14 protein-coding genes are annotated in these 15,946 nt (G+C 73.3%); 2 read left to right on the plus strand and 12 right to left on the minus strand.

Annotation, left to right across the window (positions count from 1 at the left end; genetic code table 11):
• Positions 1-101 precede the first annotated feature (101 nt).
• The 6 genes from ACIQM4_RS21900 to ACIQM4_RS21925 all read right to left on the minus strand — a co-directional run bounded on the left by ACIQM4_RS21900 (position 102) and on the right by ACIQM4_RS21925 (position 5,473).
• Positions 102-854, minus strand: a complete 753-nt coding sequence (locus ACIQM4_RS21900) for an endonuclease/exonuclease/phosphatase family protein (RefSeq protein WP_401593984.1) — start codon at positions 852-854, stop codon at positions 102-104.
• Positions 855-930: 76 nt separating this feature from the next.
• Positions 931-1,872: an ROK family glucokinase gene (locus tag ACIQM4_RS21905; protein ID WP_401593987.1), complete on the minus strand. Its 942-nt coding sequence runs from the start codon at positions 1,870-1,872 to the stop codon at positions 931-933.
• Between the two features lie 76 nt (positions 1,873-1,948).
• Entirely contained in the window at positions 1,949-2,461 is a 513-nt protein-coding gene (locus tag ACIQM4_RS21910) for a DUF5304 domain-containing protein (RefSeq protein ID WP_401593990.1), read from the minus strand.
• Positions 2,462-2,585: 124 nt separating this feature from the next.
• Positions 2,586-4,040, minus strand: coding sequence for an ArsA-related P-loop ATPase (locus ACIQM4_RS21915; RefSeq protein WP_401594206.1), 1,455 nt, complete (start codon positions 4,038-4,040; stop codon positions 2,586-2,588).
• Positions 4,041-4,086: 46 nt separating this feature from the next.
• Positions 4,087-4,536, minus strand: coding sequence for an SRPBCC family protein (locus ACIQM4_RS21920; RefSeq protein ID WP_401593992.1), 450 nt, complete (start codon positions 4,534-4,536; stop codon positions 4,087-4,089).
• Positions 4,537-4,690: 154 nt separating this feature from the next.
• Positions 4,691-5,473, minus strand: a complete 783-nt coding sequence (locus ACIQM4_RS21925) for a metallophosphoesterase (RefSeq protein ID WP_401593995.1) — start codon at positions 5,471-5,473, stop codon at positions 4,691-4,693.
• Between the two features lie 325 nt (positions 5,474-5,798).
• Here ACIQM4_RS21925 and ACIQM4_RS21930 point away from each other — a divergent pair, with 325 nt between their 5' ends.
• Complete coding sequence (locus tag ACIQM4_RS21930) at positions 5,799-7,610, plus strand: AMP-dependent synthetase/ligase (protein WP_401593997.1); 1,812 nt, start codon at positions 5,799-5,801, stop codon at positions 7,608-7,610.
• A 75-nt stretch (positions 7,611-7,685) separates the two neighbouring features.
• Here ACIQM4_RS21930 and ACIQM4_RS21935 read toward each other — a convergent pair whose 3' ends face one another.
• Positions 7,686-8,828, minus strand: coding sequence for a glycosyltransferase family 4 protein (locus ACIQM4_RS21935; RefSeq protein ID WP_401594000.1), 1,143 nt, complete (start codon positions 8,826-8,828; stop codon positions 7,686-7,688).
• 95 nt (positions 8,829-8,923) lie between these two features.
• Between ACIQM4_RS21935 and ACIQM4_RS21940 the strand changes: the two genes are divergently transcribed.
• The gene (locus tag ACIQM4_RS21940) at positions 8,924-10,252 is read left to right on the plus strand and encodes a glycosyltransferase 87 family protein (protein ID WP_401594002.1); all 1,329 of its coding nucleotides are present in this window, start codon (positions 8,924-8,926) and stop codon (positions 10,250-10,252) included.
• On the opposite strand, the gene ACIQM4_RS21945 is transcribed toward ACIQM4_RS21940, so the two are convergent.
• The 5 genes from ACIQM4_RS21945 to ACIQM4_RS21965 form a co-directional block, all read right to left on the minus strand.
• On the minus strand, positions 10,228-11,466 hold the full coding sequence (locus tag ACIQM4_RS21945) for a hypothetical protein (RefSeq protein ID WP_401594004.1): 1,239 nt from the start codon (positions 11,464-11,466) through the stop codon (positions 10,228-10,230). The two genes, ACIQM4_RS21940 and ACIQM4_RS21945, sit on opposite strands and share 25 nt — an antisense overlap.
• A gap of 91 nt (positions 11,467-11,557) precedes the next feature.
• Positions 11,558-12,586, minus strand: a complete 1,029-nt coding sequence (locus ACIQM4_RS21950; protein WP_401594007.1) for an NlpC/P60 family protein — start codon at positions 12,584-12,586, stop codon at positions 11,558-11,560.
• A 342-nt stretch (positions 12,587-12,928) separates the two neighbouring features.
• Entirely contained in the window at positions 12,929-13,969 is a 1,041-nt protein-coding gene (locus ACIQM4_RS21955) for an NlpC/P60 family protein (RefSeq protein ID WP_401594009.1), read from the minus strand.
• Positions 13,970-14,246: 277 nt separating this feature from the next.
• Positions 14,247-15,608, minus strand: coding sequence for an NYN domain-containing protein (locus ACIQM4_RS21960; protein ID WP_401594209.1), 1,362 nt, complete (start codon positions 15,606-15,608; stop codon positions 14,247-14,249).
• A gap of 71 nt (positions 15,609-15,679) precedes the next feature.
• Positions 15,680-15,925, minus strand: coding sequence for a hypothetical protein (locus ACIQM4_RS21965; protein ID WP_401594012.1), 246 nt, complete (start codon positions 15,923-15,925; stop codon positions 15,680-15,682).
• Positions 15,926-15,946: the final 21 nt, after the last annotated feature.

Consider the following 15,946-nt stretch of genomic DNA (forward strand, 5'->3'; position numbering starts at 1 on the left):
GGGTGAGGGCTGGCTGGGGTGGGGTGGTACGTGCGGGTCCGATGTGGCTGGTCGCGCAGTTCCCCGCGCCCCTAAAAGCCTGGCCCCCGTTCCTTGCGTGGCTAGCCTTCGGGCGGGAGGCGTAGGGAGGCCAGGAGTGGTAGGTGGTCCGTGGCGGCTTGCAGGTCCGTGGGGGGCAGGTCCGGTACTCCGCAGCCCAGGACCTGGACGCCCTGGGTCGCGAAGAGCGCGTCGATGCGCTGGTGCGGGTTCTCCGGTACGGACGTGTACTCGCCGCCCCACGGCGCCACCGCCCAGCAGTCCTGCAAGGCGCTCGCCAGCAGGCCGAACGAACGGCCCTCGGGGCGGTCGTTGAGGTCGCCGCCCGCGATCACGTGCGGCACCCCGGCCGCCCGCATCTGCTCGACCCGCTCCAGCAACAGCCCCGCCTGCGCGTACCGTTCCTCCGCCTGGAGGCTCAGGTGGCAGCTCAGCACCCCGAGCCGCGCGCCACCGATCCGTACCACCGCCGTGGCGAACCCCCGCTGGTGCAGGCCCGGTGTGCGGGGCAGCAGCACGTCCTCGGTCCGCTCCACCGTCGCCCGCAGCGAGCACAGCAGCAGCGGGCCCGCCGCCGTCGCGCCGCCGCCCAGGACCACCAGGTCGCTGTGGGCGGCGAGCCAGGCTGCCTTCTTGCGCCAGCGGAAGAAGCGCGGCGCCTCCTGGATCAGTACGAGGTCGGGCGCACAGGCCCGTACCACCCTGGCCAGCGCGTCCCGGTCGTCGCGCATGGAGCGGATGTTGTAGCTGAGGACGCGGACGACGGCCGAGCCGTCGGGTTCCGTGACGGACGGGGGCAGAGGATCGGTCGCCATGCGGGCCAACATAGACCGGTGCCCGCCGCGTCCTGAAGAGGACGCGACGGGCACCTTGGACGGGTGCGGGCCCGGCTCAGCCCTGGCGGGCCAGGTCCGCCGCGCCGACCAGCCCGGCCTCGCCGCCGAGCTGCGCCGCGAGCACCTGCGCGTGCGGCCGCCACTGGCCGCCGATCAGCCAGCGCCGGAACGACTTGCGGATCGGGTCCAGGACCAGCTCGCCCTCGTCGGAGACACCGCCGCCGACGATGAACGCGGACGGGTCGAAGAGGGACGCCAGGTCGGCCAGGCCCGCGCCCGCCCAGCGGGCCAGTTCGCGGAAGGAGTCGATCGCGACCGGGTCGCCCTGCCGGGCGGCGGCGCTGATGTGCTTGCCCTCGATGCCTTCGACGGAACCGTCGCCGAGCCCGAGCAGCACCTCGGCGTTCTCGGGGGTGGCGTTGGCGCGCTGGCGTGCGTAGCGCACGAGGGCGCGGCCCGACGCGTACTGCTCCCAGCAGCCCTGGCTGCCGCAGCCGCACAGCAGGCCGTCCGGGACCACCCGGATGTGACCGAACTCGGCCGCCACACCGAAGCGTCCGCGGCGCAGCTTGTTGCCGATGATGATGCCGCCGCCGAGGCCGGTGCCCAGCGTGATGCAGATGACGTCCTCGTGGCCCTTGCCCGCGCCGAACTTGTACTCGCCCCAGGCGGCCGCGTTGGCGTCGTTCTCCACGACGACCGGCAGGCTGACGCGCTGCTCGACCTTGTCCTTGAGGGGCTCGTGACGCCAGTTGATGTTGGGGGCGAAGAGCACGGTGGCGCGCTTGTCGTCCACGTAACCGGCGGCGCCGATACCGACGGCCTCGATCTTGTGGCCCGTGCTGACCTCGGAGACCGCCTTGGAGATGGCGTCGACCATCGCCTCGGGAGTCTTCGGTGTCTTCACCTTGTACGTCTCGAGGATCTGTCCCTCTTCGTCGACCACTCCGGCCGCGATCTTCGTGCCGCCGATGTCGACGCCGATGGTGAGTCCCATGTGTCCCTCAGTTCAGGTCGAGCCCTGCTCGGAGCCGGAGACAGGCTCCAGGGGCCACCGTACCCGAGGAGGGGTCTCAGTCGAGGTCGATGTGTTCACCTTTTGAACGGTCATCGGGGTCGTCCGGTCCCTCTTCGGATGACTTGGGCGACTTGTCCGCCCGGTCCGCCGGGCGGTCCGTACGGCCTGCGGAGTCGGCGGACTCCCGCGTCCAGCGCTCCTCATGGCCGGCGACTGCCGACCGGTAGGCGGCGAGCAGTTCGTTTCCCGCCGCCGCGAGGTGGTCGAAGACCTGCGGGTTGCGCTCCACGACCGGCTCGACGACTGCCTTCGCCTGCTGAACGAACTGCTCGGCCACGCCCTGTGCGGCCATGCCGAGCAGCGGCGACCGGAGCGAGGAGACCTTGCCGGCGACCGCGTCCATCAGCCGGCGCAGTTCCTCGGCGGCCGATCCGGTCTGCGGCCCGTACTGCGCACGGCGGCGGGCCTTCTCGGCGGCGAGGTCCTCCTCGCACGCCGTCGCCCACGCGTCCGCGTCGTACGCCCCGGACGTGCGGGACTCGTCGGGGCGGTCGGTGGCTTCGCTCATGGCGCACTCCTGCGACGCGGGGTGGGGTAACGGGTCCTTGCCCACTCGACGTTACCCGAACAGCGGTACGCCGTTCAGGGCCTCGCCGTCCCCTGCCCGGCCCCGCGCACGGGCCGGCCGGGGTTCAGCGGCCCCGCGGCCACAGCCCGGGGTCGGGGGTGAAGCGCACCCGGAGCACACCGTCGGCCAGGGCGGCCCCCGACACGGTGCACCTGCGCAGCGCGGACGGCAGCGGCAGTGTCCGCCGGAACCGGCCCACGGTCAGGACGAGTTCGTCGCCGCGCCGCACCAGGCCGAGCTCGCTCTTGACGGCCCCCGGCAGCGGCAGGTGCCACACCAGCACCCCGTCCTCGGCGATCCGGTCCTCCACGGTCGGCCGGCTCACGCCGTCCCCCGGCCCCCGCCCCGTCTCGTACGAGAGCAGGGCCAGGTCCTGGACGCCGCGCGGGGCGCGGCCGAGGTGGGGCAGTTCGCACACCGGCTGCGGGCCCTCGCGCACCTCCTTGAGGTGTTCCTGCTGCTGGGCGCCGAGCGCGACGAGCCAGGGGTCGGGCGAGGCGGTCGGCAGCACTCGGTTGGCGACCACCGCGTCGAGTGCGAGGCCGTGCAGGGCGAGGCCGAGGCGGGCGGTGCGCAGGGCGTCGGCGGCGGCCGGTCCCGGCTCGACGACCAGACGCACCGACAGGGCCGGGCTCTCGACCACGGCCTGGGTGGCGGCCAGTTCGGACTGCCAGCGCGCGGCGGTCGCGTACAGCCACTCCGCGGGCATCGGCACCCCGGCGAGCTGGGCCAGCATCGGGCGCAGCGAGCGGGCGGCCTGCCGCTCGGGCGGCAGGAGCCGGCGCAGATAGCGCCGGAGCTGTTCCGGCAGCGCGAGGGCGTCGAGGGTGGCGTGCGTCGGCGGCATGTCGACGACGACCAGGTCGTACCGGGCGGGCACGGTACGCAGGGCGCGCAGCAGCGCGAACGGCTCGGCGCCGGGGAGTTCGGTGAGCTCGTCGTCGTCCAGGGCGGTGGCGCGCAGCAGGTCGAGGGCGGTGGCGGCGCGCTCCTGGAGCGCGGCCAGTTCGGCGCGGAAGTCGGCGGCGGCGTCGACGCGCGCGACGGACAGGTTCGCGGCGACCGCCCGGACGGCCGGAAACGCGGGAACCGCGAACGCCACGGGAGTACCGGACGCACCGCCGGGAGGCACGACGGACGCACCGCCGGGAGCCACGTCGGGTGCACCGCCGGGAGCCACGTCGGGCCCGCCGCCGGGAGCCACGTCGGGCCCGCCGCCGGGAGCCACGTCGGGTGCACCCTTGGGGGACACCTCGGACGCTCCGCCCGCAGAGCCGTCGGGCGCACCGCCCGCAGCCCCCTCGACCTGCTGGGCGCCACCGCCCGGACCCACATCGGCCGCACCCGGTGCCGCCGGCGCCGAGCCGGCGGGTGTCCCGAGGAGGCGGCCCAGGGTGTCCTCCCGGTCGGTGCCCAGCAGCAGCACGCGTGCCCCCTCGCGGGCGGCGGCCAGCGCGGTCGCGGCCGCCACCGTGGTGCGACCCGCACCCCCGGGGCCGGTGACCAGGACCGTACGCACCACGCTCATGCCCGCACCCCGTAACCCCGTCCCGCCACAGCCCGGGTCAGTTCGCGGGACGGTCGGTCTCGACGCGCTTCTTCAGTCCGGCCAGGGCGCGGTCGATGATGACCTTCTCGGCCTTGCGCTTGATCATGCCGAGCATCGGGATCTTGACGTCGACGGTGAGCCGGTAGGTCACCTCGGTCCAGCCGTTCGCGGCCGGCGCCAGGAGGTACGAGCCGTCGAGGGCGCGCAGCATCTGGGACTTGACGAGGGTCCAGCTGACCTCGTTGTCGCCGGTCCAGGTGTAGGCGAGGGTGTGGTCGTCCTTGATCGCGCCGGCGTCGAGCACCAGGCGCACCTTCTCCGCGCGGCCGCGGGCGTCCCTGGCCTGCACCTCGGCCTCCTTCACCTCGCCCGTCCAGTCCGGGTAGCGGTCGAAGTCCGCGATGACGGCCATGACCTCTGCCGGCGGGGCCTCGATGGTGATGCTAGAGCTCGTGTGTTCCGCCATCGCGCTGGCTCCTCAGGTTCCGGACCGGGGTGGGGTGGCTGGTGCGTGCCGCGTGCAGGCTATCGTGACCGGCCCTGTCCACCGCCCCAGGGCCTGCCGCCCCGGGCCTCCGCCGACCCCGGAACCGGGCCCTCGCCCCGCCGGTGGCGCCGCCTCACCACTCCAGGACCCAGGGCCGCCCCGTGGAGGCGAAGTGCCCCACGTTCACGCACTCGGTCGACCCGATCCGCATCCGGCGCACCAGCGGCTGGTGCACGTGCCCGAACAGGGAGTACCGGGGCCTGGTCCTGCGGATCGCCGCCAGGAGGGCCCGGCTGCCGCGCTCGAAGCGGCGCGCCACCGTGTCGTACAGGAGTTCCGGCACCTCCGGCGGGATGTGCGTGCAGAACACGTCGACCTCGCCGAGCGCCTCGACCTTGGCCGCGTACTCCTCGTCGCCGATCTCGAAGGGGGTGTTCATCGGGGTGCGCAACCCGCCGCCCACGAAGCCGAAAACCAGCCCGCCGATCTCGACGCGCTCCCCGTCGAGCACCTGGGTGCCGGGGCTGACGGTGCCGGGCCCGGTGAAGTCAGGCCAGAGCGTCGGCATGTCGACATTGCCGTACGTGGCGTACGTCGGCGCGGGGAGCGCGGCGAACATCTCCCCGTACTGCCTGCGTACCGCGGCGTCGGTGGCGCTCTGGCGGTCGAGGTCGAGACCCTCCCACAGCCGGCGGCTCAGCTCGCGGGCCTCGTCGAAGCGGCGGGCGGTGCGCAGCCGCACGACGAGATCGGTGTTCTCGGTGCCGAAGAGGTCGGGGAAGATGCCGCGCGAGTGGTCGGCGTAGTCGATGAACAGGACGAGGTCGCCGAGACAGATCAGCGCGTCCGCGCCGTCCCCCGCGCGGGCCAGGTCCGCCGCGTTCCCGTGCACGTCGCTCACCACATGAACTCGCATGGCGATCAGCCTAGGACCCCGGCCTGCCGCCGGGTAGGGGCGGCTTCCGGCGCCGTGCGCCCTACCACGAAAGCACTGCCGGGAGCGGGCGGACCTGCGGTTACTTCCGAGTCGCCCGACATGTGGACTACTGTGCGCGAAGAGCGGCCCGAGTGGTGTGACGCAGCGTACATCTGGCCGTGACCCCCTATCGGGAACCTAGTACTGGTGGGTAACGTCCGGGCAGTCCAGTCGTGCTCATCCCCCACTGAGCACCTGCCCGACCTTGGACCGCAGCCGGCTCCACACAGACGTGGCGACCGGTGCCTGATGAGGAGCAGCAGTCTTGCGCGAGTTCAGCCTTCCGGCCCTGTACGAGGTCCCTTCGGACGGCAATCTGACGGATCTCATCCGCCGCAACGCCGCTCAGCACCCCGACACCGCGGTCATGGGCCGCCAGGTCGCCGGTACGTGGACCGACGTCACCGCCACGCAGTTCCTGGCCGAGGTGCGGTCCGCCGCCAAGGGCCTGATCGCCGCCGGCGTCGAGCCGGGCGACCGGGTCGCCCTGATGTCGCGCACCCGCTACGAGTGGGTGCAGCTCGACTTCGCGATCTGGAGCGCGGGCGCGGTCACCGTGCCGGTGTACGAGACCAGCTCCGCCGAGCAGGTCCGGTGGATCCTCGGCGACTCCGGCGCGGTCGCCGTCCTGGTCGAGGGCGAGTCGCACGCCGCGTCCGTGGAGTCCGTACGGGAGCACCTGCCCGCCCTCAAGCAGGTCTGGCAGATCGAGGCGGGCGCGGGCATCCCCGGCGCGATCGAACAGCTGAACGCGCTCGGCGCGGACGTCGCGGACACGACGGTCGACGAGCGCAGCGCGGTCGCGGGCGCCGACGACCCGGCCACCATCGTCTACACCTCGGGCACCACGGGCCGCCCCAAGGGCTGTGTGCTCACCCACCGCAGTTTCTTCGCGGAGTGCGGCAACGTGGTGGAGCGTCTGAAGCCGCTGTTCCGTACCGGCGAGTGCTCCGTGCTGCTGTTCCTGCCCGCCGCGCACGTCTTCGGACGGCTGGTCGAGATCGCGTCGGTGATGGCGCCGATCAAGCTCGGCTGCGTACCGGACATCAAGAACCTCACCGACGAGCTGGCGTCGTTCAGGCCGACACTGATCCTCGGTGTGCCGCGCGTCTTCGAGAAGGTCTACAACTCGGCGCGTGCCAAGGCGCAGGCCGACGGCAAGGGCAAGATCTTCGACAAGGCCGCCGACACGGCGATCGCCTACAGCCGCGCGCTCGGCACCCCCGAGGGCCCGGCGCTGGGTCTCAGGATCAAGCACAAGGTCTTCGACAAGCTCGTCTACAGCAAGCTGCGCGCGGTGCTCGGCGGACGCTGCGAGTTCGCCATCTCCGGCGGCGCCCCGCTGGGCGAGCGCCTGGGCCACTTCTTCAGCGGCATAGGGTTCACGGTCCTTGAGGGCTACGGGCTCACCGAGTCCTGTGCGGCGACCGCGTTCAACCCCTACGACCGGCCGAAGATCGGCACGGTCGGGCAGCCGCTGCCAGGCTCGGTGGTGCGCATCGCCGACGACGGCGAGGTGCTGCTGCACGGCGAGCACATCTTCAAGGGGTACTGGAACAACCCCGCGGCCACCGCCGAGGCGCTGACCGACGGCTGGTTCCACACCGGGGACATCGGCACCCTCGACGAGGACGGCTACCTCGCGATCACCGGCCGCAAGAAGGAGATCATCGTGACGGCCGGCGGCAAGAACGTCGCCCCCGCCGTCATCGAGGACCGCATCCGGGCGCACGCGCTGGTCGCGGAGTGCATGGTGGTCGGCGACGGCAGGCCGTTCGTCGGCGCGCTGGTCACCCTCGACGAGGAGTTCCTCGGCCGGTGGGCGGTGGAGCACGGCAAGCCCGCGCACTCCACGGCGGTGTCGCTGCGGGACGACGCCGAGCTGCTCGCCACCGTGCAGCGGGCGGTGGACGACGGCAACGCGGCCGTCTCCAAGGCGGAGTCGGTCCGCAAGTTCCGCGTCCTGCCGACCCAGTTCACCGAGGAGGCGGGCCACATCACTCCGTCGCTGAAGCTGAAGCGGAACGTGGTGGCGAAGGACTTCGCGGACGAGATCGAGGCGATCTACCGCGGCTGAGCCCGCACGCGGACGGACATGGGTAAGGGGCTGCCTCCTGGAGACAGCCCCTTACCCGTGTCCGTCGACCCCGGGTCAGAGCAGGGTCTTGAGCTTTTCCGCGAGCAGGTCCCAGCGCCACTTCTCCTCGACCCACTCCCGCCCGCGCGCGCCCATCCGGCGCCGCAGGTCCGGGTCCTGGAGCAGGGTCACGACGCGCTCTGCGCAGGCGGCCGGGTCGCCGCCGCGCACCACCCATCCGCTCTCGCCCTCCAGCACGGCGTCCGGCGCGCCCCCGGAGTCGCCCGCCACCACCGGCAGTCCGGTCGCGGACGCCTCCAGGTAGACGATGCCGAGCCCCTCGACGTCCAGCCCGCCGCGCCGGGTGCGGCACGGCATGGCGAAGACGTCACCCGCCCCGTAGTGCGCGGGCAGCTCCGCCCAGGGCACCGCCCCGGTGAAGCGCACCGAGTCCCCGACCCCGGTCTCCCGCGCCAGCTTGCGCAGGTCCTGCTCGTACGGCCCGCCGCCGACGATCAGCAGGACGGCGTCCGGCACCGCGCGCAGGATCTGCGGCATCGCCTCGATGAGGGTGTCCTGCCCCTTGCGCGGCACCAGCCGGGACACGCACACCACGACCGGGCGGTCGGTCAGCCCGAGCCGCTCCCGTACCGCGGCGCCGCCCGAACCGGGGTGGAACGTCTTCTCGTCGACGCCCGGCGGCAGCTGCACCATCCGTCCGGCGGCCTGCGGGGTGAGCGCGGCGGCGATCCGCGAGCGGGTGTACTCGCCCAGGTAGGTGATCGTGTCCGTGCCCTCGCCGATCCGCCGCAACAGCTGACGGGAGCCCGGGAGCTGCGCCCACCCCGCCTCGTGTCCGTGCGTGGTGGCGACCAGCCGCCGGGCGCCCGCGCGCCGCAGGGCCGGCGCCATCAGCCCGAGCGGCGCGGCGGCCCCGAACCACACCGAGGTGCAGCCGTGCTCCTGGAGCAGCCGTGCGGCGCGCCGGGTGACCCGCGGGGTCGGCAGCAGCATCGTCGTGCGGTCCCGCACCACCGGGAAGGGCTGCTCGGCGTCGAAGGCGGCGGTCGCCTCCGCACCCTCGCGCCCGCGCTTCCAGGTGGACGCGTAGACGACCAGCTGCCCCGGTTCGAGGCGCAGCGCCATGTTGTGCAGGAACGCCTGGATGCCACCGGGGCGCGGCGGGAAGTCGTTGGTCACGATCAAGGTCTTGTCCATCGCCGCCGACAGTACCGGGCGGCCCCGGGTCATCGCCCAGGCACGTCCGCGCCCTGCATCATGTCCCTACCGAATTCCCTGGCACAAGGATGGTCATGACAGTGAGCGGCACCGGACGCCCCGGCCTCCCGGCCCCGACCGGCGTACGCGCCGTGGCCCTCACCCGCTTCCCGTGCACCCTGCCCGTCGCCCTGTGGGCCCTGACCCGGGCCCTGCTGCTGCTCTGTGTGTTCAAGGTGCTGACCTTCCCCGGCCCTGACGTCACCAGCGACGTCTCGGTCATCTACCGGGGCTGGTACGAGGTGTTGCGGACCGGCACCTTCCCGCTCGACGACGTCACCTGGCAGTACCCGCCGGCCGCCGCCCTCGCGGTGCTCTCCCCCGGGCTGTTGCCTTTCCTGGACTACGCGCACGCCTTCTTCCTGCTGGCGTTCCTCGCCGACGCCCTGGTGACCGGGCTGCTGCTGTACGCGGGGCGCCGCCCCGGCAAGCGGCTCGCGGGCGCCTGGGTCTGGATCGCCGGTCTCGCGCTGCTCGGCCCCACCTCGTACGCCCGCTACGACGTGCTGGTGTCCGCCGTCGCGGTGGCCGGGCTGCTCGCGGGAGCGCGCAGGCCGCGCGTGCTGGGGGCGCTGGCGGCTCTGGGGGCGCTGCTGAAGGTCTGGCCCGCCGTGCTGCTCGCGGGGACCGCACGCGGGCGTACGACGCGTACGTCGTGGTCGGCGTTCCTGCTGACGGCGGGCGCTCTGGTGCTGCTGTTCTCGGCGTCGATGCCGGGGGCCCTCGCGTTCCTGACGTTCCAGCGGGACCGGGGCACCGAGGTGGAGTCGCTGGGCGCGCTGGTCTTCCACGTGGCCCGGCACTTCGGCTGGGAGGGCGAGGTGCTGCTGAACTACGGCTCGGTGGAGTTCCTCGGCCCGTACGTGCCCCTGGTGAGCAGCCTCGCGATGGCGCTGACCGTGCTGGCCTTCGGCTGGCTGCTGCTGTGGCGGCTGCGGGCCAGGACGTTCGGCGCGTCGACGGCCTGCGACGCCGCCTTCGTGGCGGTGCTGCTGTTCACCACCACCAGCCGGGTGATCAGCCCCCAGTACATGCTGTGGCTGGTCTGCCTCGCGGCTGCCTGCCTGGTGTTCCGGGGCAGCCGGATGGACCGGCCGGCGCACCTGGTGCTGGCGGCGACCCTGGTCACCTGCTTGGAGTTCCCCGTCTGGTTCTCGCACGTGGTCGCGAGCGACGCGCTGGGCGTGCCGCTGCTGTTCGTACGCAACGGCCTGCTGGTGGCGGCGACGGTGCTGGCCTGCCGCACCCTGTGGCGGCACACGGTCACCGGGTCCGCGGGCCCCGATCCGCTGCCCGTCCAGCGGCACGTGCCGGCGAGGAAGCAGCCGACGCGGTCGCGTCAGCCGAGCTGGGCCCGCAGGTAGTCACGCCAGCGGGCGGTGAACGCCTCGGGGCCGGTGCCGAGTTCGCCGTTCAGCGCGTTTTCCACCGCCCCTTCGCGCTGCGGGTGCGCGCCGACGGCCCGGTAGAAGGCCAGCAGCTTCGCCTCGCCCGACTCCTCGGCGATCATCCGGCAGGCCAGCCAGCCGCCCTCGTAGGCCTCCGCGAGCCTCTGCGCGTCCTGGGAGAACCCGAAGTCCGCGTCGGGCGGCAGTGCGGCGGGCGGACCGTTGCGGCTGACCGTCCGGCGCAGTTCGGGCGCGATCTGCGCGGCGGTGCGAGCGCCGCCGCGGTAGGCGACCCAGTCGGCGAAGCCCTCCGAGAGCCACATGGGGGTCGACGCGGTGGTCTGCGTCCTGGTCGCCACGTGCGTCGTCTCGTGGGTGAGCACCACCTCCTGCCCGGCCGCCCCCAGCACCCCGTACGCCTCCGGGTTGACGATCACCCGGTCGGCCGAGGTGCGCCGGCCGCCGCCGCTCGCCCCGGTGGTGACGGCGGCGATGCCCCGGTACCCGGCGGCGGGGGCCCCGAGCAGCGCCCCCATCCCGTCCAGCGTCGGCGGCACCAGCAGCACCTCCTTGAGGTCCCGTGCCCCGGTCCACGCGGCGGCGACCGCCGACACCGCCCGGTCCGCGACGTCCGCGATCCCCCGCAGCTGCTCCCGGCCCTGTCCCGCGCCCAGGACGACCGCGCGGCTGCCGCGCACCACGGTCACCGGCCCCTGCTGCCAGATCTCCTGCTCGCCCGCCTGCCGGGGCCGCTCCCCCGCCACGAACCACCGCCCCCCGCGGCGCACCAGGTCGACGAGGCGGGCGGAGACGGCGGGCAGCGTGTCGTACCCGTCGATCCTGTACCGCAGCTCCACCTGCGCGGTGGCGAGCCCTTCGCCGGTCCGGTCGAGCCCGGTCAGCCGGTACTCCCAGGACGCCAGCGGCACTCCCGCCAGATGGCCGAACTCCTGCTCCTGCCGGTCCCGCAGCCCGTCGGCGCCCGGTTCGAGCACACCGAGGAAGGCGGCCCTGTCCCGGCCGAGCAGCGCGGCGGCCCGGCGTTCCAGCAACCGCCGCACCTCCGGCGACGCGGTGTCCGCGGGGGCGGGCGGGGCCGCGCAGGAGCCGGCCGGCAGAGCGCCCGCGCCGAGCGCCAGACCGAGCACCGCCCGCCGCCCGTACCGTCTGCCGCCCGTGTGACCTGCCATCCGGCGATCGTACGGGGCGGGGGCAGCGTGGCGCGGTGCGCGGGGGCCGGGGCCGCGGGCCGGGGACGGCGGGCCGGGCCGCGCCCGCGGATCAGACCCGGGTGACCGAGGAGACCGGCATCATGCCGACCGGGTCGTAGCGCACCGGGGCGCCGGGGTAGGGCGCGTGCACGACCTGCCCGTTGCCCATGTACATCCCGATGTGGCTGGCGTCGTCGCGGTAGGCGACGAGGTCGCCCGGCTGCGCCTGGTCGAGCGAGACCTGCCGGCCGGAGTGGCGCTGCGCCTGCGAGGTACGCGGCAGGGAGATCCCGGCCTGGCTGTACGACCACTGCATGAGGCCCGAACAGTCGAAGCCGGAGGGGCCGTTGGCCCCCCAGATGTACGGCTTGCCGACCGCGTTGCGAGCCGCCAGGACCGCGGCGGCGGCGCGTGCCGAGGCGGGCATCGCACCGGACATGCCGGGCATCGCCTCGCGTCCGCTGCGGTTCGCGCGGTCGAACTGCGCGCGCTCGGGGTCGGGCAGCGCCTGGAGCATCCGGCGGGCCTCGGCGAGCTTGTGCTCGACGGCGCGCTTGTGGCGCGAGACGACGGCCCGGCTGCGGTCCAGCTCGGCGAGCTTGCGGGTGGCCTCGACGCGCTCCTGGCCGAGCAGCCGCTGGGCCTCTACGAGTTCGCGCAGCTTGCCCGCGTGGCGGGCGCTGATCCGGTCGAGGGCGGCGGCCTTGTCGAGATAGCCGTCGGGGTTCTCCGACAGCAGCAGCGACACCGAGGGGTCCATGCCGCCCGCCCGGTACTGGGCGCCCGCCAGCAGGCCGAGCACCCCGCGCATCCGGTTGATGCGCTCCTGGCCGCGGGCGGTGCGGTCGCGGGCCCTGCCGACGTCCTTGCGGAGCGCGTCGGTGCGCTCGGTGGCCTTGTTGAATGCCTCGGTGGCCTTCTCGGCCTGCGCGAAGAGCCGGTCCACGCCTGCCTGGGTGACCGTGCTAGCACCCGCCGGGTCGGCGGTGGCCGGGGTGGCCCCGAGAGCCGCTGCCGCGGTGGCGGCGGCGGCCGACAGGACGGTGACCCGGGTGCTCTGTGTGAGCCCGGACTGCGAGGGACGACGGTGTGACGCCACAGGAAGCCGCACTCCTTCCACTGCTGGGGGGCAGCGCCCCGCCGCCCGGGGCGGGCGGACTGCTCGACGGGAGCTGCGCGAGCAGACAGTAGCGGGACGCTCACACCACGGCCAACGACCTCGGCCGGCGATCGGGGTGCGCCACAGCACGACGCCCCGCCGGTGACCAGGTCATCGGCGGGGCGGGCAGTCAGCTTCGGGTGCGGCGATTCGCCCGAACGGGCGGTGTGTTCGGCCGCGACTTCCGGGTACCGCGGGCGTGTCGCCGGCGGTTGCGGCAGCGGCCCGGTGTGGCGGCCCCGGCCCGCTCCCCCGGTACGGCAGCGGGCCAGCGCGGTGGGCTCAGCCGCCGACGCGTACTCCGTACATGAACGGGCCGAGGTACTTCATGTCCTCGACGCGCACGTTGGCACCGGGGTACGGCGCGTGCAGCGACATGCCGTTGCCCGCGTAGAAGCCCACGTGCTGGAGGTCGTTGAAGAAGACCAGGTCGCCGGGGCGCAGCTCGGACCGGTTGTAGATCTTCGGGCCGTCGTCCATCTGGCTGTACGTACTGCCGCCGACCTCCCGGCCGACCTGCTGGAACGCCCAGTAGACGAGCCCGGAGCAGTCGAAGGCGTTGGGGCCCTTGTTGCCCCAGTCGTACGGCGCGCCTATCTTCGTCCTGGCCTGGGCCATGGCGGCGGCGCCGATGCCGGAGCCGGCCGCGACCTCGCCGCCGAAGTCGGCGCGCTCCCCCGCGTCGCGGCTGGCGCGCTCCTCCTCCTGCTTCTCCAGGGCGGCCTGCTCGGCGGCGGTCAGCGTGTTGTACAGCCGCTGCGCCTCGGCGAGCTTGCCCTGCACCGTCTGCTTCTTCGCGCTGAGCTCCTTGCGCACCGCGGACAGGTCGGCGAGCTTGCCGCTCGCCTCCTCGCGCTGCTGGGCGAGGGTGCGCTGCTTCGCCTGGATCTTGCGCAGCGACTCGGCCTGCTTGGCCGTCAGCTGGTTCATCGTCGCGGCGCGTTCGAGGAACTGGTCCGGCTCGGCGGAGAGGAAGAGCTGGAGCGAGGGGTCGACGCCGCCCGAGCGGTACTGCGCGGTGGCGAGCGAACCGAGGCCCTTGCGCAGCTCGTTGAGGTCCGACTGGCCGCGGGCCGCGGTGTCCTGGAGGTTCTTGACCTGCTTCTCCAGGGTCCCCTGCTTCTCCTTGGCGGCGTTGTACTTCTCGGTGGCGCCCTCCGCCTCCTCGTGAAGCTTGTCGACCTTCGCCTTGACTTCCTTCTTGTCCGGCTTGGGCGCGGCGTTGGCCGCCTGGGAGGACATGACCACGGCTGCGGCGGCGGTCACGGTGAGCGCGGTCACCCGGAAGCGGCTCGGCTGCTTGGGTCGACGGTGGGACGCCACGGAGGCGAGCTCCTTCTTCCTCAGCCGCCGACCAGCGAGGTTGGCGGGGCCCTTCACTGATACTCCGGATGAGTGATCAACCGCGCGAAGGTTCGAGCCCAGACCTTAGTGACCTTCTTGTGATCAGTTCAAATCCTCACAGGAAAAATCTCGCCCTCGGGCCACATTCCTTACTCCCGTCACACGGTGAGTCATGGGGAGTTGACGGAGCGCCAGCGGCGGGCCGTTTCAATTCGGGCATACTCCACGGAAGTTGGGCAACACGCCCTCGACTCCCCTAAACGCGCGAAAGCCTCTTCAGCAGCACCACGGAAGCGACCGGCCTGGCACCGGACTTCGCGACCCCGTCCGCGACCTCGCGGTCCGTGGAGACCACGATCATCGGCCGTCCGGACGGCTCCGCCCGTACCAGCTGACGGATCAGCTCGTCGGCCGTCACCCCCGCCTTGCTGAACAGCACCCGCACCCCGCGCGGCGGGGCCAGCAGCACCGGGGCGGCCAGCTCAGCGCCGTCGAAGACACAGGTGACCTCGGCGCCGGAAGCGGCGGCCAGCATGGACAGTCCGCCCAGCAGCCGCAGCCGCTGCTTCTCCAGCGGCATGGTCGGATAGCCCGTCTTGGTCACGTTGTAACCGTCCACCACCAGGTGCGCCTGGGGCAGCGCCAGCAGCTGGTCAAGGACGGCCGGATCGGTGTCGGACAGGGCCCGCGCCGCGATGTCCTTGGGCGACATCCGCCCCGGCTCGACCGCGTCCACGGTGTCCGCGGGACGCCCGCTGGACGGCGGCAGGGCAAGCTCCCTGCGCAGCCCCTGAGCGGCTTCGAGGACCGTGTCCAGGAGCAGCCGCAGCCGCATGTCCTCGACACTGCGCCCCTCCCGTACGGCCCGGCGGCCCGCCTCGGCTGAGGCCTCCGCCTCGCCGAGCCTGGCCCGCAGCCGGCGCGACTCGGCCTCGGCCGCGGCCACCTGGGCGGCCGCCTCGGCGCGGATGCCGTCGATCTCGGCCTGGTTCTTGCGCAGCGCCGCCTCGCCGCGCTTGACGTCGCTCAGCGCGCCGCGCAGCTTGCGCTGGGCGGCGTCGGACTCCCTGCGGGCGCCTTCGAGTTCGGCGCGCAGCCGGTCGGTCTCCGCCTTGGTGCGCTCGCGCGCCTCGGCCAGCTCGCCGCGCAGCTGCTCCAGTTCGCGCTGGGTGGCCTCGTCGGCGCGCTCGGCGTCGGCGCGCTGTGCCTCCTCGCCCGCGGCCGCCACCAGCTTCACCCAGCCCGCCGGGCGCAGGACGTACGCCGCCGCGGCGACGTCCACGGGGTCGGCGGCGGCAGGCGGCGACCCGGCCTCCAGCGCGCTCGACAGCTCGGCCTGCGCCTCGCGCAGCCGTTCACCGATGCGCCGACGGAAGAGCGGCTCGCTCTCCAGCGCCGCCGCCATCGCGTTGCCCGCGAACTTGGCGCGCCGGGTGGGGGTGAACCGGGCGTACTGCCTCAGCTGCGCCGGGAGCTCCGCGACGCTCAGACCGCCGAACGCGTCCGAGACCAGCGTCACGACCCGTCGTCGCACGCCCTCCGGCAACGGACGGTCGAGCGCCTCCGCGGCGTCGTCGGCCGGGCCGGCCGGCTCAGCACCGCCTGCAGGCTCCACGATCCGTCACCCCACTACCTTCCGTACCCTCAACGGTACCGGGCCCTGCCGGGCACCGGCGTTCCCGGGGCCGCCTAGGAGGCGGTGTCCGGCCTGTCCACCAGTTCGATCTGGTCCACCGCGTTGCACCAGCGGCAGCGCACCGACTCGATGGTCTCACTGACCACCTCGCGTTCCTCGACCTTCGCCTCCCCGGCCAGGTCGAGGTGGACGTACTCGACGACCTTCGACGAGCGGGTCACGTCGAACCGCGTGAGGTTTCCGCAGAGGGTGCACCGCCACCGGGTGGCGGCGGTGGGCAGGGGAACCGTCGTCGTCATGCGTACCGTCCTCTTCGTCCA

Origin of the sequence: Streptomyces sp. NPDC091272 (assembly GCF_044757485.1) — a bacterium.
GTDB lineage: Bacteria > Actinomycetota > Actinomycetes > Streptomycetales > Streptomycetaceae > Streptomyces.